Raw genomic sequence first — 22,786 nt, 5'->3', positions numbered from 1 at the left:
TCTAAAAGGCTGGAATAAATTATTCATTCATTTCAGCCTCCTAAAAACACTAAGTATTTAATCTTTCATTTATAGAATTTTTTCTTTCTTTTCTTGTTTAAGCAAAATCGAAATTGCATTTTCAAGTTCTTCTGGTCGAACCTCGACTGTCTCTCCATTACGCCGCAATTTAACCTCAACAATTCCTTCCTCAGCCTTCTTACCAACTGTAACTCTCACCGGCATTCCCATTAAATCAGAATCTGCAAACTTAACACCTGGTCTTTCCTTCCGATCATCAAGCAAAACGCTGTAACCTGCTTCTTCCAGCTGTGTCGTAATCTTTTCAGCCAGTTTAACCTGAATCTCCTGCTTGACATTGACGGGAACGACATGCACATCAAACGGTGCAATATTGCGCGGCCAAATAATTCCATTCTCATCGCAATTTTGTTCAATAATCGCCGACAGCAAGCGTGAAACTCCAATACCATAGCAACCCATAATCACAGGTATCTGACGCCCATTTGAGTCCAGCACATCGGCCTTCAGTGAATCTGAATAGCGCGTTCCTAACTTGAAAATATGTCCGATTTCAATTCCGCGGGTAAATTTGAGTCGTCCCTCACCATCTGGAGACAACTCACCGGCTTTAACCAACCGTAGATCTGTATAATCAGCAACCTCAAAATCACGTCCAACGTTGACGTTAATCAAATGAAAGTCATTTTCGTTAGCACCAACTACACTATTACGCATCTTTTCAATATCCAGATCAGCAATCACACGAATTTCCTTTGGAATTGCGACCGGACCTAATGAACCAAAATCTGCTCCCAGATACTGAACTGCCTCTGCATCGGTTGCCAAGCGGACATCTGCAGCACCCAAAAAGTTAGTGAGCTTGACTTCATTGAGTTCATCAGTTCCGCGTAATAGTACAATTACCGGCTCTTGATCAGCCAGTACCAGCAAAGTTTTAATGACTGCGCCAGTTTCGACTTTCAGCAATTCAGCGACTTGTTCAACCGACTTTGCACCTGGAGTGGAAACCTTTTCCAGCTCTCTTTCAGGTTCATGTGAAGGCTTAACATTCCGTAAATTGCGAGCCATTTCAAGATTTGCAGCATATCCGCTTTCATCAGAATAAGCAATTGTGTCTTCACCAATATCAGCAATTGCCATATATTCTTTCGAATCGTTGCCTCCCATTGCGCCCGCATCACCAATAATCGCACGGAAGTTTAATCCACAACGTTCAAAAATTTTCTGATAGGCACCTTCCATTTGAGTATAGACTTTATTCAAACTCTGATCATCTGCATGAAATGAGTAGCCATCAAACATTAAGAATTCACGGCCGCGCAAAAGTCCAAACCGCGGACGATTCTCATCGCGATACTTCATCTGAATTTGGTATAATGTCAGCGGTAATTTTTTATAGGACTTAAGGCTATCACGAATAATAGCAGTAAAGGTTTCCTCATGTGTAGGTCCTAAAATAAAATCGCGCTCGTGCCGATCCTGTAACTTAAACATTGTTGGACCATAGGTGACGTATCTGCCTGACTCTTGCCAAAGCTCAGCAGGAATAACGGCAGGCACCAGCATCTCTGCTGCATCAATTTGATCCATTTCCTCTCTGATAATTTTTTCAATCTTCTTTAAGACCCGGAAAGCAAGTGGCAGATAGGCATACATTCCGGCAGAAATTTGTTTAACATACCCGGCACGCAGCATCATCTTGTGGCTTAGTGCCTCCGCATCACTGGGTACTTCCTTAATAGTTGGTATTAATAACTTTGACTGTTTCATAAAAATCCCCTTTTAACTTAACGACGCAGCACACGCCCCATAATATTAATTAAAGAAATAACGTTGAATATCGTTCCAAGTAACTAAGATCATTAATAACATTAGGAAACCAAAACCCACAAGCGTGATGATCCCTTCTTTTTCCTGTGAAAGCGGCTTGTGTCTGATTCCTTCAATCACATTCAACACTAACTTACCACCGTCTAACGCTGGAATCGGAAGCAGATTAACAATCCCTAAATTCAGTGAAAGAAACGCTAATAAGTTAATAACACTAATTAACCCATACTTAGTTGCTTCCGAAGTGTAGGAATAAATTGCAACCGGGCCGCCTAAATCATTTAAGCTAAACCCATGCGTGAACATACCCACAATCGCACTCAACAACGCAACTGTTAGATTCCAGGTCTGCGAGAAGCCATAGGTTGCAATCGCCCAAAACGATTTTTCGTGGTGCACAGCCGCTTCAATTCCAATATACCCCACATTTTGTTTGTTCTGTTTTTTAGTTTGCGGAACAACTTGCAACTGCTTTGTTTGACCCTTTCTTTCGATGGTCAGTGTCGTTTTTTTACCAGCACGTTTGCTGATTGCAGTTGCTAGGCTCTGCCAAGAAGAGGTTCTTGCGTTTTCTACTTTAACCACGCGATCCCCTTTTTGCATCCCAGCTTTTTGCGCTACCGAATTCTCAGTGAAATTACCGACGACATTAGAAGTCGATGTCACTCCGCCTTGTAAAACTGCCACCAGTGTAAAAGCAACGATTGCCAAAATAAAATTGTTGAGTGGCCCTGCAAAATTGGTCAGCATTCTTTGCCATAACGTAGCCGATTGAAACTGAACATCTGTAGGTGCAATTCTGACTTTTGTTCCATCTTCTTCAATGATTGAAGCATCATGAGAAACTTTAAAATGACGATACTGCTCATCATCGCCGTTTTCATAACCCTCAAGCCAGAGTTCATTTTCAAGATCCCACTTAACCAGTTGAACCGGAATCCCGTTCATTAAAGTTTTTTTGTGACTGGTATTAATAGTTTCAACAACCCCAGCATCGTCCAGCAACAGGCTGACAGATGTTCCTGGTTTTAAAGCTTCATCATCTTCCTCAAGTCCCGCCATGCGGACGTATCCCCCTAACGGCAGGATACGAATCGTGTACGTGGTGGCGTTTTTCTGATATGCGAAAATTTTAGGGCCCATTCCAATTGAGAATTCTCTCACTAGGATACCGGCCTTTTTTGCAAAGTAAAAATGACCAAATTCATGGACAAGAACCAGTATTCCAAAAACAATAATAAATGTCACAATTGTAAGCAGCATGTCGGTATCCTCTCAGTTCATAAATTCATTAAATCAAGCCAATAAAATGTGCAAATGGTAGGACAAACAGCAGTGAATCAAAGCGATCAAGGATACCCCCGTGTCCTGGCAAAATCTTACCTGAATCTTTCACGCCGTAGTAACGTTTCAGTGCAGACTCAACTAAATCTCCAAATTGAGCTACAATTGCGAGAATCAGCGTCATCAAAAGCATCGACACCAGCGAATATCTTTGTGGGAAATAAAACGTAAAGATTGCCCCGATTATCAACGCCACAATCACTCCCCCAATGGAACCTTCCCAAGTTTTATTAGGGCTTATATGGGGAGCAAGTTTAGTCTTGCCCCATTTTCTTCCCACCATGTATGCACCGCTATCTGTGGCCCAAACTGTTAAGAGTAGATAAAAAATAGTTGAAACTCCCGCAGCACGCGCTGTCATTAAGAAACGGAAACCGACTGCAGTATAGATAATCCCCAAAATTAAAACTGCAGCATCGTCAAATGAAAAGCGATTGCGTGTAAACACAGTATACACTAGCAAGAGTAAAACTAAAAAATAAAAAAGCGTGTAACGTGTACTGGTATCTGGTAAAAATGAAAGCCAACTTTGCGGCACTAATAACGCTAAGGAAGCTAGCACACCCAAAACAGCTTCAGGCGAAACCAGCAGCTTTTTACGCATAATGTAGATTTCAGATAAACCAATCATGCCTAACAAGATAGCAAGAATTTCAAATGGCACTCCCCCGATCAAAACAAGAGGAATGAAAACCAGCAGTGCAATTACCGCTGTTAAAACACGTTGTTTCATAATCTCTAAACTACTCCTTTTTCAAACCGCCAAAACGCCGGTTCCGATTTTGATACTCATAAATATTTTCCCACAAGGTCTGCGGTGTATAATCAGGCCACAATACATCCGTAAAAACAAATTCACTGTACGCAATCTGCCACAATAAGAAATTGGAAATACGCTCTTCCCCACTTGTTCTAATCAGCAGATCCGGATCAGCATATGCACCAAACTTAGCTGTCGTTAAAGCGTGCGCGAAATCTTTTTCTGTAATTTGAGTTGGTTCCAGCTCACCTTTAACCGCGCTCGCAGCAAGCGTCTGCGCAGCGGCAACTAACTCAGCGCGCCCACCATAATTAATAGCAAAATTCAAAATCATGCCGTCATTTTTAGCAGTTTGTTCGCAGGCACGTGCCACTGCTTTGCGTGTTTCTTGCGGAAGGGCAGTAAGTTCACCAATTGTGCGCACCTGAATGTTGTTCTTGATCAGATCAGGCACAAAAGTATCAAAGAAATTAATCGGTAAGGTCATTAAGAAATCAACTTCCTTTTTTGGCCTTTTCCAATTTTCTGTAGAAAAAGTATATAAGGTTAAGACCTTAACTCCCAGATCACTTGCCGCGACAGTTACTTTCTTAACTGTTGTCAACGCTGCCTTGTGTCCCGCGATCCGCGGCAAATGTCTTTTTTGTGCCCATCTACCGTTTCCATCCATAATTATGGCAATATGGTTGGGTATTCGTTTGGGATCAAGTTCGTCTAACTGTTTAGAAACAGAACGATTGTTATTAATAAATTTTGAGAACAAGGGTCCACCTCCATTTAAGTCCAAAACTTATTCTAGCAAAAAAGGAACAACGAGGCAAAATTGCATTTCCGTGAAACCTACGCACCCAACAAACAGCTTAAATGTTTGTCTGCTAGATCCGTGCAAAGTTCGACGATGCCGCCTCGTTGTTGTTTTGACTGTCCGATCAACAGTTGAATTTTCTAATTATACATCCAGAATTTCTTTTTCTTTGACACTCTGAATTTTTTCAACATTCTTGATGGAAGCATCTGTCACTTTTTGCGCCTGTTCTTCCAACACGTGCAGATCATCTTCCGTCAATTCACCATTTTTTTCAGCTTTCTTTAATTCATCCATAATATCCCGGCGCACATTCCGCACCGCAACTTTTGCCTTTTCAGATTCTGCCTTAACCTGCTTAGCAATTTCTTTGCGGCGTTCTTCCGTCAACTGTGGAATCACCAATCGAATCGCTGAACCGTCATTTGCAGGCGAGATTCCAAGATCAGAAGCCAGAATTGCATGTTCAATATTTTGCAGTGCTGATTTATCATAGGGTGTCACCAAGAGCACCCGTGCTTCTGGAATAGTAATTTGTGCAATTTGATTTAATGGAGTTGGAGCACCATAATAATCTACCATTACACGGTTAAGTAGGCTTGCATTCGCACGTCCTGCACGAATATTTCCTAATTCTTTTTGAAAAGCTTCTTCAGCTTTAGTCATCCGTGCCTGACCATCCTTAATGCGTGAATCATTGATTTTCATAATTTTTATTTTCCTTTCACTGTTGTCCCAATTGCTTCTCCTTCAACTACGCGCTTAATATTTCCACTCTTATTCATATTGAAGACTACCAAAGGAATATCATTATCCATCGACAACGAAGAAGCAGTTGTATCCATGACGTGCAAGCCCTTGCTAATAATGTCAAGATGCGTTAATTCAGTAAACTTCACCGCGTCACGATCTTTTTGTGGATCAGCAGAATAAATGCCGTCGACTCCATTCTTAGCCATCAAGATCACATCTGCATTAATTTCAGAAGCCCGTAAAGCCGCAGTTGTATCAGTTGAAAAGTATGGTGACCCTGTTCCTGCAGCAAAGATCACAATTCTGCCCTTCTCTAAATGCCGAATGGCTTTGCGCCTGATATACGGTTCTGCAATTTGGCGCATCTCAATTGAGGTTTGCACTCTTGTGGGCACACCCAAGGACTCGAGGTTATCTTGCAATGCAAGAGCATTCATAACTGTTGCAAGCATTCCAATATAGTCCGCCTGTGAGCGCTCCATTCCCATCTGGGCTCCAGATTCACCGCGCCACATATTGCCACCGCCAACTACAATTGCGATCTGAACTCCCAATTGATAGACTTCCTTGATCTCTTCAGCCACTTTTCTGATCTCAGGAGGGTTAATCCCGTTTCCTTGATCACCAGCAAGAGCTTCTCCACTTAACTTCAAAATCACACGTTTATACCTGACATCTGCCATGATGTTCCTCCTATTAATCGATACTATTTCAAAGTGCGTCGTGAACACATTCAAAGTTATTTTACCATATTTTCAACTTCTTGAATATATTTTATCGCGGACATACACGCAAAGAAAAGGAACACTTAACAATTATGCTTGCTTTTTATGTTGAACATTTTTTCAATAATCAATTCATTTTTCTGAAAATGCTAAAAAACAGCTGTGCTTTTTTCAAAAAAAGGGAGAGTGTGACATAAGTCGGGAAAATTTGAGTGCTAACTCGAAATTACGAACATAGCGAGTACTTCGCTATGAGTAATTCGAAGTTAGACGGAGAATTTTGACTTATGGAACACGTTTATCCGGAATAAAAGAGAGGCTGTGACAAAATTTAAATTTTGTCACAGCCTCTCTTTAAATTATTTTATAACATTGTGAATCAGTAGTCCTCAATAGTCGCCTGCTGACGTTGTTTGAAAGGCTGCTTAATCCTTAATCTGGTTCATTACTTCATCAACGAAGTTATCTTCCTTCTTTTCAATACCTTCGCCAACTTCATAACGAATAAACGAAGCAACTTTACCATTCTTAGAAGCAACATACTTGCCAACTGTTTGATCAGGATCTTTAACAAATTCTTGATCAGTCAAGCTAATTTCTGATAAGAACTTATTTAAGCGTCCAACAACCATTTTTTCAACAATTTTTTCAGGTTTGCCTTCATTCAGTGCTTCTTGCTTCAAGACTTCTTTTTCATGCTCCAATTCAGCAGCCGGTACCTGTGTCCGGTCTACATACTTAGGGTTGATAGCTGCCACATGCATTGCAACATCTTTGGCAGTCGCGGTATCTGCACCATCAAGGACAACCAAAGTTGCAATTTTACCACCCATATGCAGGTATGAACCAAAGTTTTGATTATCAGCTTTTTCAACAGCTGTGAAGCGGCGTAACGTAATCTTTTCGCCAATTACCTGAGTAGCTTCGATAATTTCATCTTTGATAGTTCCCTTATCAGTAGCAATTTTGAGTGCATCATCTAAAGTAGCTGGTTTGTTTTCGGCAACCTTAGTCGCAATCTCCTTAACTAATTCTTTGAAGCGGTCATTTTGGGCAACAAAGTCTGTTTCAGCATTAACTTCAACAATTGCAGCTACATTTCCTGCAACCTCAACATCAGCTAACCCTTCTGCAGCAACGCGATCACTTTTTTTAGCAGCCTTTGCAATTCCCTTTTCACGGAGAAAATCAATTGCTTTGCTCATGTCACCTTCAACAGCAACAAGTGCCTTCTTCGCGTCCATCATTCCGACACCAGTTTTATCACGTAATTCTTTAACTTGAGAAGCAGAAATCTTTGCCATTTCTTATGGCCTCCTTAAAAAAATTATTAAAAAACTGCCTCAAACTCCCAGGCCAGTATACGCCCAATGTTTGAGACAGCCTAAGTTTATCTATTCAGCATCTTTGGAATTGTTGTTGCCTTCGACAGCTTCAACAATGTCTTCAATTGAATCTACAGATTCTTTTTTACCGTCTGCGAAAGACTTTTCTGTAACTTCTTCAGGTCCTTCTTCACCTTGATGAGCCTCAATAACTGCGTCTGCTACCATTGAAGTAATCAAACGGACAGCACGAATTGCATCATCGTTGGAAGGAATCTTGACATCAATTTCATCTGGATCAGCGTTGGTATCAACCATCGCAATGATCGGAATATTAAGCTTACGTGCTTCTTTAACCGCAATTCTTTCTTTACGTGGATCAACAATGAATAAAGCATCTGGTAAATGCGGCATGTCTTCAATTCCACCTAAGAACTTCTCAAGACGTTCTCTTTGCTTAATCAGCAATGCAACTTCCTTCTTAGGGAGAACATCGAATGTTCCATTTTCACTCATTGCTTTGATCTCTTTAAGACGTTTGATTCTCTTTTGAATTGTGTCCCAGTTGGTCAAGGTACCACCAAGCCAACGGTGGTTAACGTAAAATTGACCAGCGCGTTTTGCTTCTTCTTCAATTGCATCTTGGGCTTGTTTCTTAGTTCCCACAAAAAGCACAACACCATCATCAGCTGCTACTTGCTTAACGAATTCGTGTGCTTCGTCAATTAACTTAACAGTTTTTTGCAGATCAATAATGTAAATTCCATTACGCTCTGTGAAGATGTATTTCTTCATCTTTGGATTCCAACGACGTGTTTGATGTCCAAAATGAACACCGGCTTCAAGCAATTGTTTCATGCTAATTACTGACATAACTGTAATACCTCCGTTTTTGTTTTTCCTCCCCTGTGTTCATTAACAGCAGGACTCAAGCTGAGCACCCCACTGCCAGCACACAGAGTGTGAATTGATACTGGTAAACCAGCACCTGTAACATTGTACCTTAATAAAGCTTAAAGTTCAAGCCAGATTTTATAAATATTATTGGTTTACCAAGGTAGCCGTAGTTCCTTTTGTAACAGCTTCCTGAGCACTCTTTAAAGCAATCGTTACCATATTTTCAACAGCTGTTTCAGTATAAAAAGCCACATGTGGCGTAATTAGTACATTGTCAAGTTCCAACAATTCCTTAAAGACAGTATCCTTGAGGGGTTGATCTTTTAAGTCATGGTTAAAGATGGGACTTTCATTTTCGTAAGTATCAAGTGCCGCACCAGCAATTTTGCCATTCTTAATGCCAGCAATCAAAGCTTCAGTATCAACTAAAGCACCCCGAGCAGTATTAATGAGATAGACCCCATCTTTCATTTGTGCAATCGCCTCTGCGCCAATAAGATGATGGTCAGCTGCAGTTGCGGGCATATGCAGTGTAATCACATCAGCCTGTGCAAACAGTTCCGCATAAGAATCAACATAGATTCCTTCTTTTTTCAACTCAGGATTTGGATAAAGATCGTACGCAATTACCTTTGCACCAAATCCGCGATAGATATTGATGGCAGCGCGTCCGATTCTCCCAGTTCCAAGCACACCGACTGTCAAAGAACGCAGCTCTTTGCCAACAAATGGAGCCCAACGAAAATCATGTGCGGCAACCCGACGTCTGAAAAGTGTCGTATTACGCAATAGTTGCAATAATTGTGTAACCGAAAATTCTGCAATTGCATTTGGCGAATAGGCGGGAACATTTGTAACTAGAATGCCATTTTCTGTGGCAGCTTTCAAATCGATATTATCTACTCCGACATTTCGGATTGAAAGAACCTTGACGCCTACTTCTTTAAACTTCTCGAACATTTTTTCGGGATATGTTCCAGTTTGCAGTGTCAAAACCGCATCATATCCTGCTAAACCGTCAAGTTTTTCAGTAGTCAAAGGGGCCGCGACACACTCAACCTGTACGTCGTTTTGTTTTTCCCACGCTTTAAAATACTTTTCCTCATCACTACGAACATTAAAAGCAATAAATTTCATTACGAACCTCCAAAAAATGATCTCTATTGATACGGCAGTGCAAAGTAGGTGCAAAAACACACTATCTTTACGCATTCATTATTTTACCATGAAAACAAGACTTCTATATAATATTTACCTCTTGCAAAAGACAAATCAACTGACGTGCACTCCATGCGCAGCCAAATAGCTGAGTTTTTTTAACCGTGTCTGATGTTTGAAAGCATATTCAGCCTTAAGTGCTGTCGACTTATCAGCAAAAGGCTCAGCATAGAGCAGTTTAACTGGTCTACGCGTTCTTAACCGCGTATATTTTGCACCTTTTCCGGCATTATGCACCGCAATTCGATGCTGCACATCATTAGTAAACCCACCATAGAGTGTCCCATCCGCGCACAATAAAACATAAAAAAAATATTCTTGGATTGTTTTATTTTCCATAAATAATCTTCCTTAATAACGGCGTATATTGATTATTATCATCATACACAACGAGCGGCGGTAAAAAACGCATTCCTCGCGGGCGACCGTCTTTAATTGCTTCTACTAAGATCATATTTGCTTCTCGACCCTGTTTCGGGTAGACCAGTTGAACCCGTTTAGGAGAGAGCCGCTGGGCCTGCAGTAAACTAAAAAGTTCGCCCGCACGTTCTGGACGATGCACGAAAAACGCCTTGCCATTCATTTTAAGCAACCCACTTGTTACTTCGATAATTTTTTGCAAATCAACAGTAATCTCATGCCGTGCAATTGCTAGATACGGATTCTCATTTTTCTTACTGGTAGGTAGATCAGAGAAATACGGCGGATTACAGGTTACTGTATCGTAAGCATCCTTTTTCAAATATTTAAAGGAATCTGCTAAGTCAATGTTGAGCGCTGTAATTTGCTGTTCCAAAGAATTCAGCTTAATGCTGCGCTGTGCCATCTCACAAAGTCGGGCTTGAATTTCAACCGCTGTAATTTTACCAGTCGTTTTTGTACTTAAAAATAGGGCGACCGCTCCATTACCCGCACATAAATCGACAATTCTTCCAGCAGCATTCTTAGGCGGTGCCGCAAAATTCGCGAGCAACACCGCATCCAGGGAAAAAGAAAAAACGTCGGCACTTTGAATGATTTTAATGTTGTTTGCATATAACATATCAATTCTTTCATTATTAATTAAACACATTTTTACCCGCCTTAATTAAACTTGCAACTTCCCTCAAAATTAGGCATACTATTCACGGTAACACTATTTTTAAGAAAGGAATGTCGCTGAGATGTTCTATTCATTTATTCGTATTGTAGCACGTGTTGTTTTAGTCTTGCTAAATGGAAATGCTCATTACAAACACCGTGAAAGGCTGCCTGCAGGAAACTACATCCTGGTTGGCCCTCATAGAGCCTGGTTTGACATGCTTTATTTTGCACTCGGAGCATCACCCAAAAAATTCTCTTTTATGGCAAAAGAGGAACTATTTAAGAATCCCATCTTACGTTACATACTTGTCCATGCAAATGCTTTTCCTGTAAACCGTCAGAATCCAGGACCCTCTGCAATCAAGACTCCCGTAAAGTGGTTGAAAAAACGGGATCTTTCTTTGATTATGTTTCCTTCTGGTACTCGGCATTCTCAACAACTTAAAGGGGGCGCTTTGCTAATTTCAAAACTAGCAGGTGTCCCACTTGTTCCGGCAGTGTACCAAGGACCAGCTGATACCAAGGGCCTTTTGCGGCGCAAGCGAATCACTGTTAATTTTGGCGAACCAATTTACCTTGACCGTAAGCAGCGGCTAACAGATGCACAGCAGCAGCTAATTCTTGCCCAGATGAGCGCACGCTTTAAGCAGCTTGATAATGAGCTTGATCCAAACTATAAGTATGTTGACCCAATGAAAGCTAAGAAAAAAAATAGCAATTAAGTAACAACTGACTTTGCCCCAAATAAAAAGAAGCCCTTAAACAGGGCTTCTTTTTATTTTTTCTTACCTTGTGCCTTCATTGCGGTCATCATTTGATGCAGTTTCTTTTCAGATGGCTTCTGCCCCATTTGAAGCATCATCACTTTGAGCATGCTTTCATTGATCGGCGGGTTCTTTTTCAAGTAATTTTCCATATACTTCCGTGCCGCAAAGAAACCACCTACAAAGCCTAAAATGAGGGCAAGGATCACAATTAGCACCCAAATCGTGGTTGACATTGTATACTGCTCCTTTCACATCGTTTCAATCTTTAATTCTACACAATTACTCCCCAAAAATAAAGAGCCAACTGCGGTCAATTATACTTAATCATCCCGCAAGTTACGCTCCCGTTGAATCTTACGGACCTTCTCAGGGGTAACTTCTTTTCCATTCTTATCAAAAACACGCAGCATTTCAACATTGCTTTTAAAGGTTTTACGGAAAAGTGCAAGATAGGTTTCGCGCAAACTCTTTTGTTCATCCAGTTCTGCTTGTGTTAACCCCACCGTCTTCTTCTTTTTTGCAAGTTCGTTTATTCTTTTAATGAGCTTTTCTGGGATCTGTCCAGCCATCCCAACACCCCCAAACTTTCTGCATTTTATCAAACACGTCATATCATACATGAAAAAAGGAATTGTTTCAAATAATAAATACGAACGTTTGTTTGTAATCATCGCCAACATATGCTAGTATAACAGTAATAACTAACGATTGAGGTGTCAGATAATGACAAAAGCTTCTGAAAAAAGGCAAATGGCCGTTCTGCGGTTCATCTATGAACGCGTCAACGATAAGGGGTACCCTCCAACCGTGCGTGAAATCTGTCAGGCAGTTGATCTGTCTTCAACCTCGACAGTTCACGGACACTTGGCAAGACTCGAAAAAAAGGGATATCTCCAAAAAGACCCTACCAAACCCCGTGCCATTGAAGTCACTGCGGTTGGCTTGGAAGCTCTTGGAATTCAAGAACATGCAGATGCAATTCCAGTTCTCGGAACCGTGACAGCCGGTTCTCCTATTTTGGCAGTGGAAGAAGCTTCTGAATACTTCCCGCTACCGCCAAATATGAATTCTGCAGCGGAGTTATTTATGCTGACAATTCGCGGCAAGAGTATGATTAACGCTGGGATTTTAAATGGTGACAAGGTTATCGTACGGAAACAACGTAATGCAGATAATGGAGATATTGTGATTGCCATGACTGAGGATAACGAGGCAACTTGCAAGCGATTCTTCAAAGAAAAGGATCACTACCGTTTACAACCGGAAAATGATACAATGCCACCCATAATTTTAAACACTGTCATGATCCTTGGTAAGGTTGTTGGTCTGTACCGGGACTTCCTCTAATCCTCAGACAACCCCAAAAGTTTATAGTTTGATTCCTAGAATTTAATTGGAACCAGACTTTTCTTTTAGTATTTTTTATCACAGCTCTTAAAAATCTGCATAATTAAACTAGTAAAAAATCGCAAGACACAATCATCAAAGGGGCTGTGACAAAAGTTAAATTTTGTCGCAGCCCCTCTTTTATTCCGGATAAACGTGTTTCATAAGTCAAAATTCTCCGTCTAACTTCGAATTATTCATAGCAAAATACTCGCTATCTTTGTAATTTCGAGTTAGCACAAACCTAATGACGGACTCTTTTGTTGGCTGCCATCCCCAATAATTCAGCAGCATGTTCCAATGTTAGATGTGTAATCGTTGTTCCCGAAAGCATGCGTGCTAACTCATTAACGCGTTCGTGCTGGTCAATTTTTCTGACAACTGTCTCTGTTCTGCCATTTTTCGTGTGCTTAGAAACTAAAAAATGGTGATCACTGACAGCCGCAACTTGCGGCAGATGTGTGATACATAACACTTGGGAAGTAGCTGCAATCTGACTAATCTTTTCGGCAATTGCCTGTGCTACACGGCCGCTTACTCCAGTGTCGACTTCATCAAAAATAATACTCGTGACGTTGCGATCCTGTGCAAAAATTGTCTTCAACGCCAGCATTATCCGTGAGAGTTCTCCTCCAGAGGCAATCTTATTCAATGGCCCACTTGCTTCACCTGGATTAGTCTGTACATAGAATTCTGCATGCTCAGCTCCATTGACCGTCAATTCCTGGTTATTTTCAAACCTGACTTGAAAAATAGCTTTATCCATATACAATGATTTCAATTGAGTATGGACTTTCTTTTCTAGCGCCTGGGCTGTTTTGCGTCTTTGCACAGAAAGCTCCTGTGCCTTTTTCTGCGCAGTTGTATACGCACGTTGCAGGCGTTCTTCCTGATTACCACTGTCTTCTTGTGCATTTTCCATCTTTTCAAGCTCTGCTTTAATCTGTTGGTAATATTGCAAGACTTGCTTAATAGAATCACCATATTTATGTTCAAGCTGGCTAATCAATTCAAGTCGTAAGTTAACCTCGTTTAACCGGCCTTCATCCCATTCCATGTCCTCCAATTCACGTGAGATATCATGGGCAGAATCCTGCAATGTATAAAAAGCATTTGAGAGATTAGTACTGATTGTCTGCAAACTTTCTGAATAAGTGGCAATCCCTTCTAATTCCTCAGTCACACTACCCAAACTGCCGAGTAAATCTGTTTCTTCACCGGAAAGCAGCTGATAGCCTTTTGAGAGTGCATCGCGAATACTTTGAAAATTTTCAAGCTTTTCTTTTTCGCTGCTGAGTTTTTCTTCTTCGCCATTTTCTAAATGAGCTTCCTCAATTTCCTTGACTTGGAATCTGAGCATATCCAATCTTTGTGCCCATTTTTTCTCATTCGAGCGTCTTTTTTCCAAATCCTGCTTTTGCTCTTGGTATTTAGCAAACGCCGCTTGGTAACTGCGTTTCAATTGTAAGTTGCGCACACTGTATTGATCTAATAATTTCAAATGATTTTCAACGTGCATCAGGGTTTGATGTTCATTTTGCCCATGAATATCAATTAAGCGACCCCCAATTTTACGTAAAACTGCAAGTGTCACCAAAGTGTTATTAACGCGGCAGACACTCCGCCCGCTGCGATACAACTCTCGCTGCAGGATTAGTTCGCCACCATCTGGTTGGATTCCGATCTGCTCCAAATAATCACTAAAAGACCTGTCTTCGGGCAATGCAAATAATCCTTGCAAAACAGATTTGCCTGCACCCTTGCGAATGAATTCTTGTGAACCTCTACCACCGGAAAGCAGCCCTAAAGCGTCAATTACAATTGATTTCCCAGCACCCGTTTCTCCAGTCAAAACGGTCATGTGAGGTTCAAACCTAATGTCAAGTTTCTCAATGATTGCAAAATCTCTGATTGTCAATTCTCGCAGCATTAGTTGATCATTCCCTCATCCCTAAAAATTAATTATCTATTCTAAGCTTTATTCAATCATTTCCAGCAGTCGCTGCAGGATCACCTTCGGGTCAGAACCAGTTTTGGCAATTACCAAAATTGTATCATCGTCACCTAAAGTTCCAAAAATATCTTCATATTTCATTTGTTCTATTAAGCTTGAAATGACAGGTCCATTACCTGGAGAGACTTTCAACAATAAAAATTCTCCCTGAACACGTCCCGTTAGATAGGCATCACGCAACGTCTTGCGCAGCTTTTTTTCCGTATTCAACTTTTTTTCAGCTGGAAAACTATACCGATATTCTCCCGTAGGTGACGGTAATTTAATCAGCTGCATCTCTTTTACATCCCGTGAAATCGTTGCTTGTGTTACCTCAATCCCGCGTTGCCGTAGCAGTGCAACAATTTCCTCTTGTCGTTCAACATTATTTTGCCGCAACAACTCTCTGATTGCCATTTGTCTTTCTTGCTTACGCATCACTTTCACCAAGTTTCCAAAAAATATTCATATTTTGTTTTAATAATAGCCTATTTTGAATAAATATTAAAGGATTCCCTTATAAAAGTCAATTTTTAAAGTTTTCATGTGCGGCTGTAACTATTTCTGAAAGCTTAACTTGTTCGGCTAATTTTCCAGGTGCCACAGCAGCTTTCAAATGGACCAGAAATTCAATATTCCCCTCACCACCGGTAATCGGAGAAAAGTCTAATCCACATACGTCAAAACCTGCCGCTAACGCAAATGAAAGAATTTCAGTCAACACCTGTTGATGCACTTTAGGATCGTGTACAATGCCGTGTTTACCGACATTTTCCCTACCAGCTTCAAATTGAGGCTTAATCAGTGCAATCACATCTCCGTTTGGTTCAATTATCTCATGCAAGGGCGGCAAGATAAGTTCCAAAGAGATGAAAGAAACATCAATCGTGGCAAACTCTGGACGACCATGTTTAAAATCGGCAAGTTTACTGTATCTAAAGTTAGTATTTTCCATTACTATGACACGCTCATCTTGCCTGATTTTCCAAGCTAGCTGATTCGTACCAACATCTAGCGCATAGCTCAAAGCAGCTCCGTTTTGTAACGCAACATCTGTGAAACCTCCTGTGGATGCTCCAATATCAAGCATGATTTTCCCTTTAGGACTGAGCTGAAAAGACTTGAGTGCTTTTGCCAGTTTGTATCCACCACGACTGACAAATGGCATTTTCTTGCCTTTAAAATGTAACTTTGTCGTGCTATCAATCTTGACACCCGGTTTATCCAAACGTTCTTCATTGACTCCTAAGATTTCACCCGCCATGACCGCTCTTTTGGCCTGCTCCCGCGTTTCAAAAAGTCCCTGTTTTACCAGCAAGACATCTACTCGTTCTTTCTTCATTAATTATCCTTTCTTGAAAAATAGCGTAGAAAATCATCCAATATTCCGGTTTCAATCCCGGTATGTTTCAATTCATTTAAAGCCGTCCGCGCATTCAAAAGAGCATTATCCAACTCCTGATATGCACCGTTCAAACCGAGCAGCCCAGGATAAGTATTCTTGTGTTCAACTTGATCCTTATGAACAGCTTTACCGAGTTCTGCTTGCGTGCTGACAACATCTAAAATATCATCATAAATTTGAAACGCCAGCCCAAAACAACTCCCGAAATTTAGCAACTCTGTCATCTGCGCAGCCGTTGCGCCGCTAATGATTCCCCCTGCTTGACAAGCATACTGTAACAAAGCTCCTGTTTTTAGCTGATGCAAAGCCTTAAGTTGGACTAACGTAAGCTCCTTTTTCTCACCTTCAATATCAGCAATTTGACCACTAACCATTCCTTGGGGACCGGCCGCGGTTGCAAAACGGCTTAGTAAAGCCACCTTAAGCTGAGCTGAAAGGTGGCAGCTTGCAAGCCATTCAAAAGCAGTCGTCAACAAACCATCGCCCGCCAAGACAGCCTCTGCTTGCCCGAAAACTTTATGGTTAGTCGGTCGCCCCCGCCTTAAATCATCATTATCCATCTCAGGAAGATCGTCGTGAATCAGTGAATATGTATGCAGCAGTTCCAAACTGCCGGCTGCAGCAAAAACTCCCTCATCAATTTGGCGGTTAAACATGTGACAGATTGCCAAAAGCAGCATTGGGCGAATTCTTTTTCCACCACTTTCGAGCGAATACAGCATGGCCTTTTTCAAGGTTGGTGCAGCATTCAACCCATTTAAGTAACTATTCAACTGTTCTTCTAATTGCGGCAAAATAATTTTCTGGAACTCTGCAAGCTTATTGCTCATTATGATCACTGTCCCGCTCAAATGGTTTTTCGTTGCCATTTTGGTCAATAACCTTAGCCAGAGTCTTCTCAGCACTTTCTAACTTCTGTTGCAATTCATTGCTCAGCTTGACACCTTTTTGGAATTGATCTAGTGCGCTTTCCAGCGGAACATCACCCTGCTCTAACTTTTGGACAATCTTTTCAAGCTCGTCTAAATTTTCTTCAAATGTCTTTTTTTCAGTCATTTCTTTCATCCTCCGTAATACTTAAAACGCGTGCGGTTACACTACCATCTTGCATCTGGAAAGCGATCTTTTCATCTGGTTTTAACTCAGCGGCCTGCTTAACAACGCGTCCAGCGACAGTTACGTAACCATAGCCCCGCGCTAAAATACGTAAAGGACTCAGCATTTCCAACTGTGCCACAGCTGTTCCAAGTTGTCGGTGCTTATTTTTAAAATATTCCATACGTAAACGATTCAGCTGCTGCTCCAAATACGCCACCTGCTTAAGCAGCAGATGCAACTTTTCGGTTTGTGATTGCTTTTGCAGTCTCATCAGAAGTTGTGTTTGCATCCGCTGCTTCTTATTGAGATTGGTCTGCAACGCTTGTTGCATTTGTTTTTTCAGATAATCAATTTTTTGTAAATATCCTTCATAAAGTCTGCCTGGCTGGCGGAAAACGTATGAATTGCGCAGCTTTTGCACCGCTTGTTTTTTGAGTTGGAGTTTGGACCGCAAATTTTGATAGAGCCGCAAACGCAACTGTTCAATTTTAATAATTTCCTCACTTAGAACCGGGACAGCTAATTCAGCTGCTGCTGTTGGTGTCGCAGCCCGAACATCGGCTACTAAATCAGCAATGGTCGTATCTGTTTCATGACCGACTGACGAAATCACAGGCAGCGGACATGCAAAAATAGCACGTGCAACACTTTCTTCGTTGAAAGGCCAAAGATCTTCGATGGACCCGCCACCTCGCCCAATAATCAGCGTGTCAAACGAACCATTTTGTTCAACCTGCTTGATGCGTGCAATAATATCAGGGGCAGCATCAGCACCTTGCACCACAGTTGGAAAAAGTACAATTTGAGCAATTGGATACCGCCTGCGCACAGTAGTCATAATATCCTTAATTACAGCTCCAGAAGGACTAGTAACCACTGCTATTCTACGCGGAAAACGACATAAAGGCTTTTTAGGGGCATTAAAAATGCCTTCTGCTGCCAGCTTCTTTTTCAGTTGCTCATAAGCCTGATATAACGCCCCTACACCATCCGGCTCCATTTTTTCAACATATATCTGATAGCTTCCACTCGCTTCATACAAAGAAATTCGCCCAACTATTAGAACTTTCATTCCTTCTTCTGGCTGAAACTTCACTTTAGCAAAGGCTGAACGAAACATAATCGCATTGATTTTTGCATGTTCATCTTTAAGGCTGAAATACTGATGGGCGTGTGGGCGCATGCGAAAGTTTGAAATCTCTCCAGTCAAATAAACCCTGCTCAAATAAGGATCAACATCAAACTTTCTTTTCAAGTACTTTGTTAGCGCACTAACTGTTAGATACGTTTTTTCTGCCACAATTAACACTCCGTTCCGCAAACTTAACGGTTTGTTCCATTAACATCGCAATTGTCATGGGGCCAACCCCTCCTGGGACTGGTGTGAGAAAACCAGCAACTTGATCCACAGAAGCCTGTGCAACATCGCCAACAAGTTTTCCAGCCGCATTGCGATTCATTCCGACATCAATTACGACTGCTCCAGGTTTAACATCCACACCGGTAATAAAATCAGCTTTCCCAATCGCGACGATCAAAATATCCGCCTGCCTGGTTAACTGGCGCAAATTCTTAGTCTTGCTATGTGTAATAGTAACTGTTGCATCATGATTCAACAGTAGGGCTGCCATAGGTCGACCCACGATATTACTTCTGCCAACAATCACCGCATGCTTACCCGCCAAAGGTAAATGATATTCCTGAAAAAAACGTAAGATTCCTGCAGGAGTACATGGCAACGAACGGGGGTCATTCATAAAAAGATGCCCGACATTTTGCGGATGAAAGCCGTCAACATCTTTTGCAGGTGCAATTGCGTCTGTAATCTGCTCTGCGTCAATCTGTTTTGGCAATGGCAACTGAACTAGAATCCCGTGAACCGTATCATCTGCATTTAATTTGCTAATCAGTTGCAATAATTCGATTTCGGCTGTATTTTCCGGCAATCTGATGTCCTGCGTCTCAATGCCAATCTGCTGCGCAACCCGATGTTTGTTCCGGACATAAACCTGACTAGCTTCATCTGAGCCTACAAGAATTACAACCAACTTAGGTGTAATTCCTTTTTGTTTTAAATTGCTTACCTTTTGTTCAAGATCTTGTTTAACTTTTGTCGCAAGTTTCTTGCCGTCTAACTTAACTGCCATTTCTCCCCACCGCCAACTCTTTTTACTATGTAACCATTTTAGCATAACTTGTAAACAGGAAAATAATTATTTATTAGTCAAATTTGCCCTTTACAAATCATTTTTTAAGATTGCTGCTGCACTTGCACAAAAAAAGAGCTCTGACAAAATAAGATCTTGCCATAACTCTATCAATGTTCAGTCGTAAGGTGCTTTACCTACTACTAATCTTCTTCATTTTTTTCAATCAAATTAGAAAGAATTCCGTTAATAAAGCGCCGTGATTTTTCATCACTAAATTCTTTTGCGAGCTGAAGTGCTTCATCAACCGCAACTTTAGCAGGAATTGCGCTCACATACTTAATCTCATAAATCGCTAAACGCAGCAACAGTAAATCTGTCTTATTAAGCCGCGCTAAGCTCCACTGATTATTAAGATAACTTGTGATGACAGCGTCTAATTCATCTGCCTGCTTGGCAACGCCTTGTGTCAGCTCCAGCAGGTATGCGGGCATCTCCTGTGGCAAATGCTCATCATCTTGCCGCAACTGCTCATAAAGAGCGTCAATCTCCGTCTCAGGGTTGCTTGCAAGTGCAAATAATAACTGAAAAGCTACCTTACGGATAGAATGTCTGGTCATACTCACTTGTTGTCACCATTTTCTTTTTCATTGAATAAATTATTTGGATCAATTGTCGAGACCTGTTTTGCAGGTACAACACCTTGAACAAAAACGTCAACACCCGTCAACTTGAGACCTGTCATGAAAAACAGCTGTTGTTTTACCTTTTCCTGAATTTCAAGTGCCACTTTAGGGACTGAAACACCATAATTCAAGAAGACATAGACTTCGACTTTTAAAGCTTTGTCTTCTTGTTCCAGGCGCACACCCTTACCGCGGCTCTTACGGCCAAAAAGTTCATTCAGACTGCTTGCAAGCGAACCGCGCATTGAATAAACACCTTTAACCTGACTGGTTGCAATTCCAATAATAATCTCAATCACTTCTGGTGCAATTTCAATTTGTCCCAGCCTAGGTTTTTCAGTTTCAATTAAAATATTATTATTCTCAGCCATCAGCAAGTCCTCCTTCGAACTAAGCTCTGGAAATGTAACTTCCATCTTGCGTGTTGATCGTTAAAACATCGTCCTCGTTTACGAAAAACGGAACTTGAACAACTAATCCGGTTTCCATGGTTGCTGGTTTTGAACCACCCGAAGCAGTATCACCTTTGATCCCTGGTTCTGTAGCTTCGACCTTTAAATCAACCGTATTAGGCAGATCAACACCCAATGTCTCATTACCATACATAATGATGTTAACAAGCATATTTTCCTTCAGATAGTTCAACTCATTCTTAATCCGCTCAGCTGGTAATTCAAGCTGCTCGTAGGTCGTCGTATCCATGAAAACATGATTATCGCCATCTGCATACAGATATTGCATTTTACGATTATCAATCTGTGCTTGTTCAACTTTTTCACCCGCACGGAAAGTCTTTTCCTGCATCGCACCACTCCGTAAGTTCTTCAGCTTTGAACGCACAAATGCTGATCCCTTACCTGGTTTAACATGTTGAAATTCGACCACTCGCCAAATATCTCCATCAACCTCAATTGTTAATCCATTCTTAAATTCATTAACCGAAATCATACTGTTCCTCCTACAAATACCTGAATTCTGATATCTCTTAAACTATTTTAACACATGCCGTCAGACACGGCCGCTTAAAAATAACTGAACACAACTCATGATAGCAATAACCGCAAGCAAAAAGCAAGCTTATCTCATGACTTCAATGTATTCTTTCGCAAAATTGGTAAGCTCTTCGAATCCATCAGCAGTTACTAAGATGTCATCTTCAATACGGATTCCCGCTTCCGGGGGAAGATAGATTCCTGGCTCAATTGTGATCACTTGACCAGGCTCTAACTGATTGGCAAAATTTTTACCAATATTGGGCAGCTCATGGATACTTTGACCAATCCCATGACCCATTCCATGATTAAAATAGGCTCCATAACCGGCTTGGGTGATCAAGCTACGGCCGATTTGATCCAGTTCAGCACCAGTGATCCCGGGGCGCACTGCAGCAATTGTCTGTTGCTGTGCGTGTGCGACCACCTGATAAAGCGCTTTAATACTCTCAGGCTGTCTCCCGAGCGAAAAGGTTCTAGTCACATCCGAAGTATAGCCCTTATAAAAATATCCAAAATCAAGGGTGACCAGTTCACCTTGCTGCAAAGCTTTTGTTGAGGCGCTTCCATGCGGTAATATCGTCCTTGTCCCACTTGCTACGATTGTAGGAAATGAGCTTGCGGTTGCACCTAATTTTTTCATAATTTGGTCCAAGTGATTGGCAACTTCGATTTCTGTCTGCCCTGCACTGATTTCTTGTAAGAGCATACGATAACCATCTTCTGCCAGTTTACAAGACTTACGTAACAGTGCGATTTCCTCAGGTTCTTTAACGGAACGCATCTTTTCAAGGACACCATTCAGCGGAACAATGTCGCACAGCGCGGTCTCATCTAAGAAATCATAGTCGCGATAAGACAGTGAATCCTCAAAAGCCAGCGCTAATAGTTGGTCCTTAGCTGCAATTTCACACACACTTCGCAAATACTCGCGTGTAATCACACACTGCCATGTTTTAAAGCGGCTGACTGCTTCTTTGAATCTGCTATCAGTGATCAAGAATTGTTCATTTTCAGTTACAAGCACGACTCCGGCATCACCTGTAAAGCCGCTAAGATACGCAATATTAACCGGATCAGTTACTAAAAAAGCATCGACACTCATTTTTTCCATCTGCATGCGCAGGCGCGCTACTCTGTCAGTCTGCATTCTAAATTCCTCCGCGCTTATCCATAACCTAACTTTGCGAAAATAAAAAGACCAACACAAAACGTTACGTTCCGTATTGATCTTCAAGTCTCTGAAATAAATTATTCAGCCACTGGGTAAACAGATACCTGTTTCTTGTCGCGGCCTTTACGCTCGAAACGAACTACTCCATCGATCTTGGCGAACAATGTATCATCCCCGCCTTTGCCAACGTTAGTCCCTGGATAAATTCTTGTTCCACGTTGACGGTAAAGGATAGAACCACCAGAAACAATTTGTCCATCAGCGCTCTTTGAGCCAAGACGCTTTGATTCTGAATCACGTCCGTTAGAAGTCGAGCCACCACCCTTTTTATGAGCGAAGAACTGTAAATTCATTAACATAATTCGTGCACCTCC

Annotated in this window: 27 protein-coding genes; 2 read left to right on the top strand and 25 right to left on the bottom strand. The window is 41.4% G+C overall.

The window, feature by feature from the left end; all coding sequences use genetic code 11:
• Positions 1-69 precede the first annotated feature (69 nt).
• The 11 genes from AB3Y88_RS11515 to AB3Y88_RS11465 form a co-directional block, all read right to left on the bottom strand.
• Positions 70-1,794 (bottom strand): proline--tRNA ligase, encoded by a 1,725-nt coding sequence (locus AB3Y88_RS11515; RefSeq protein WP_054756359.1) that lies wholly within the window; start codon positions 1,792-1,794, stop codon positions 70-72.
• 45 nt (positions 1,795-1,839) lie between these two features.
• A complete protein-coding gene (gene rseP / locus AB3Y88_RS11510) occupies positions 1,840-3,117 on the bottom strand; it encodes an RIP metalloprotease RseP (RefSeq protein WP_228887880.1) in 1,278 nt (425 codons plus the stop codon).
• A 28-nt stretch (positions 3,118-3,145) separates the two neighbouring features.
• A complete protein-coding gene (locus tag AB3Y88_RS11505) occupies positions 3,146-3,931 on the bottom strand; it encodes a phosphatidate cytidylyltransferase (RefSeq protein WP_056960214.1) in 786 nt (261 codons plus the stop codon).
• Between the two features lie 10 nt (positions 3,932-3,941).
• Positions 3,942-4,721, bottom strand: a complete 780-nt coding sequence (locus tag AB3Y88_RS11500; RefSeq protein WP_056960212.1) for an isoprenyl transferase — start codon at positions 4,719-4,721, stop codon at positions 3,942-3,944.
• A gap of 186 nt (positions 4,722-4,907) precedes the next feature.
• Positions 4,908-5,471 carry a ribosome recycling factor gene (gene frr / locus AB3Y88_RS11495; protein WP_054756365.1) on the bottom strand — a complete coding sequence of 188 codons (564 nt, stop codon included), beginning with the start codon at positions 5,469-5,471 and terminating at the stop codon, positions 4,908-4,910.
• A 5-nt stretch (positions 5,472-5,476) separates the two neighbouring features.
• On the bottom strand, positions 5,477-6,199 hold the full coding sequence (gene pyrH / locus AB3Y88_RS11490; protein ID WP_056960210.1) for a UMP kinase: 723 nt from the start codon (positions 6,197-6,199) through the stop codon (positions 5,477-5,479).
• A 467-nt stretch (positions 6,200-6,666) separates the two neighbouring features.
• Complete coding sequence (gene tsf, locus AB3Y88_RS11485) at positions 6,667-7,545, bottom strand: translation elongation factor Ts (RefSeq protein WP_056960989.1); 879 nt, start codon at positions 7,543-7,545, stop codon at positions 6,667-6,669.
• Positions 7,546-7,635: 90 nt separating this feature from the next.
• Positions 7,636-8,439, bottom strand: a complete 804-nt coding sequence (rpsB, locus tag AB3Y88_RS11480; RefSeq protein ID WP_054756222.1) for a 30S ribosomal protein S2 — start codon at positions 8,437-8,439, stop codon at positions 7,636-7,638.
• A gap of 168 nt (positions 8,440-8,607) precedes the next feature.
• Entirely contained in the window at positions 8,608-9,600 is a 993-nt protein-coding gene (locus AB3Y88_RS11475) for a D-2-hydroxyacid dehydrogenase (RefSeq protein WP_056960988.1), read from the bottom strand.
• A 135-nt stretch (positions 9,601-9,735) separates the two neighbouring features.
• On the bottom strand, positions 9,736-10,020 hold the full coding sequence (locus tag AB3Y88_RS11470) for a GIY-YIG nuclease family protein (RefSeq protein ID WP_228887878.1): 285 nt from the start codon (positions 10,018-10,020) through the stop codon (positions 9,736-9,738).
• Positions 10,010-10,753, bottom strand: coding sequence for a tRNA1(Val) (adenine(37)-N6)-methyltransferase (locus AB3Y88_RS11465; protein ID WP_054756218.1), 744 nt, complete (start codon positions 10,751-10,753; stop codon positions 10,010-10,012). The genes AB3Y88_RS11470 and AB3Y88_RS11465 overlap by 11 nt, the downstream gene beginning before the upstream one ends.
• Positions 10,754-10,844: 91 nt before the next feature.
• On the opposite strand from AB3Y88_RS11465, the gene AB3Y88_RS11460 reads away from it, so the two are divergent.
• The gene (locus AB3Y88_RS11460) at positions 10,845-11,486 is read left to right on the top strand and encodes a 1-acyl-sn-glycerol-3-phosphate acyltransferase (RefSeq protein WP_056960987.1); all 642 of its coding nucleotides are present in this window, start codon (positions 10,845-10,847) and stop codon (positions 11,484-11,486) included.
• A gap of 53 nt (positions 11,487-11,539) precedes the next feature.
• Here the strand turns inward: AB3Y88_RS11460 and AB3Y88_RS11455 are convergent, their stop codons facing one another.
• Both AB3Y88_RS11455 and AB3Y88_RS11450 read right to left on the bottom strand, forming a co-directional pair.
• Positions 11,540-11,764, bottom strand: a complete 225-nt coding sequence (locus AB3Y88_RS11455; protein ID WP_056960986.1) for a YneF family protein — start codon at positions 11,762-11,764, stop codon at positions 11,540-11,542.
• An 87-nt stretch (positions 11,765-11,851) separates the two neighbouring features.
• Positions 11,852-12,100 carry a DUF896 domain-containing protein gene (locus tag AB3Y88_RS11450; RefSeq protein WP_054756214.1) on the bottom strand — a complete coding sequence of 83 codons (249 nt, stop codon included), beginning with the start codon at positions 12,098-12,100 and terminating at the stop codon, positions 11,852-11,854.
• Positions 12,101-12,254: 154 nt separating this feature from the next.
• Between AB3Y88_RS11450 and lexA the strand changes: the two genes are divergently transcribed.
• Positions 12,255-12,878 (top strand): transcriptional repressor LexA, encoded by a 624-nt coding sequence (gene lexA, locus AB3Y88_RS11445; RefSeq protein ID WP_056960985.1) that lies wholly within the window; start codon positions 12,255-12,257, stop codon positions 12,876-12,878.
• 283 nt (positions 12,879-13,161) lie between these two features.
• On the opposite strand, the gene recN is transcribed toward lexA, so the two are convergent.
• From recN to rpmA, 12 genes are all read right to left on the bottom strand, one after another.
• Entirely contained in the window at positions 13,162-14,847 is a 1,686-nt protein-coding gene (recN, locus tag AB3Y88_RS11440; protein WP_054756211.1) for a DNA repair protein RecN, read from the bottom strand.
• A gap of 48 nt (positions 14,848-14,895) precedes the next feature.
• Positions 14,896-15,348, bottom strand: a complete 453-nt coding sequence (locus tag AB3Y88_RS11435) for an arginine repressor (protein WP_054756229.1) — start codon at positions 15,346-15,348, stop codon at positions 14,896-14,898.
• 88 nt (positions 15,349-15,436) lie between these two features.
• Entirely contained in the window at positions 15,437-16,252 is an 816-nt protein-coding gene (locus AB3Y88_RS11430; protein WP_056960984.1) for a TlyA family RNA methyltransferase, read from the bottom strand.
• Entirely contained in the window at positions 16,252-17,145 is an 894-nt protein-coding gene (locus AB3Y88_RS11425) for a polyprenyl synthetase family protein (protein WP_056960983.1), read from the bottom strand. The genes AB3Y88_RS11430 and AB3Y88_RS11425 overlap by 1 nt, the downstream gene beginning before the upstream one ends.
• A complete protein-coding gene (locus AB3Y88_RS11420; RefSeq protein ID WP_056960982.1) occupies positions 17,135-17,371 on the bottom strand; it encodes an exodeoxyribonuclease VII small subunit in 237 nt (78 codons plus the stop codon). Before AB3Y88_RS11420 ends, AB3Y88_RS11425 begins: the two co-directional genes overlap by 11 nt.
• Complete coding sequence (gene xseA, locus AB3Y88_RS11415) at positions 17,364-18,713, bottom strand: exodeoxyribonuclease VII large subunit (protein WP_228887877.1); 1,350 nt, start codon at positions 18,711-18,713, stop codon at positions 17,364-17,366. Before xseA ends, AB3Y88_RS11420 begins: the two co-directional genes overlap by 8 nt.
• Positions 18,685-19,560: a bifunctional methylenetetrahydrofolate dehydrogenase/methenyltetrahydrofolate cyclohydrolase FolD gene (folD, locus tag AB3Y88_RS11410; protein WP_228887876.1), complete on the bottom strand. Its 876-nt coding sequence runs from the start codon at positions 19,558-19,560 to the stop codon at positions 18,685-18,687. The genes xseA and folD overlap by 29 nt, the downstream gene beginning before the upstream one ends.
• A 203-nt stretch (positions 19,561-19,763) precedes the next feature.
• The gene (gene nusB / locus AB3Y88_RS11405; RefSeq protein WP_187328407.1) at positions 19,764-20,186 is read right to left on the bottom strand and encodes a transcription antitermination factor NusB; all 423 of its coding nucleotides are present in this window, start codon (positions 20,184-20,186) and stop codon (positions 19,764-19,766) included.
• The gene (locus AB3Y88_RS11400) at positions 20,183-20,617 is read right to left on the bottom strand and encodes an Asp23/Gls24 family envelope stress response protein (RefSeq protein ID WP_056960979.1); all 435 of its coding nucleotides are present in this window, start codon (positions 20,615-20,617) and stop codon (positions 20,183-20,185) included. The genes nusB and AB3Y88_RS11400 overlap by 4 nt, the downstream gene beginning before the upstream one ends.
• A gap of 19 nt (positions 20,618-20,636) precedes the next feature.
• Positions 20,637-21,194: an elongation factor P gene (gene efp, locus AB3Y88_RS11395; RefSeq protein WP_054756202.1), complete on the bottom strand. Its 558-nt coding sequence runs from the start codon at positions 21,192-21,194 to the stop codon at positions 20,637-20,639.
• 129 nt (positions 21,195-21,323) lie between these two features.
• Entirely contained in the window at positions 21,324-22,388 is a 1,065-nt protein-coding gene (locus AB3Y88_RS11390) for a Xaa-Pro peptidase family protein (protein ID WP_228887875.1), read from the bottom strand.
• Positions 22,389-22,489: 101 nt separating this feature from the next.
• Positions 22,490-22,771 carry a 50S ribosomal protein L27 gene (gene rpmA, locus AB3Y88_RS11385; RefSeq protein WP_056960977.1) on the bottom strand — a complete coding sequence of 94 codons (282 nt, stop codon included), beginning with the start codon at positions 22,769-22,771 and terminating at the stop codon, positions 22,490-22,492.
• Positions 22,772-22,786 lie beyond the last annotated feature (15 nt).

It is taken from the genome of Liquorilactobacillus satsumensis (assembly GCF_964065465.1).
Lineage (GTDB): Bacteria > Bacillota > Bacilli > Lactobacillales > Lactobacillaceae > Liquorilactobacillus > Liquorilactobacillus satsumensis.
This window is presented reverse-complemented; position numbering and strand designations above follow the sequence as displayed.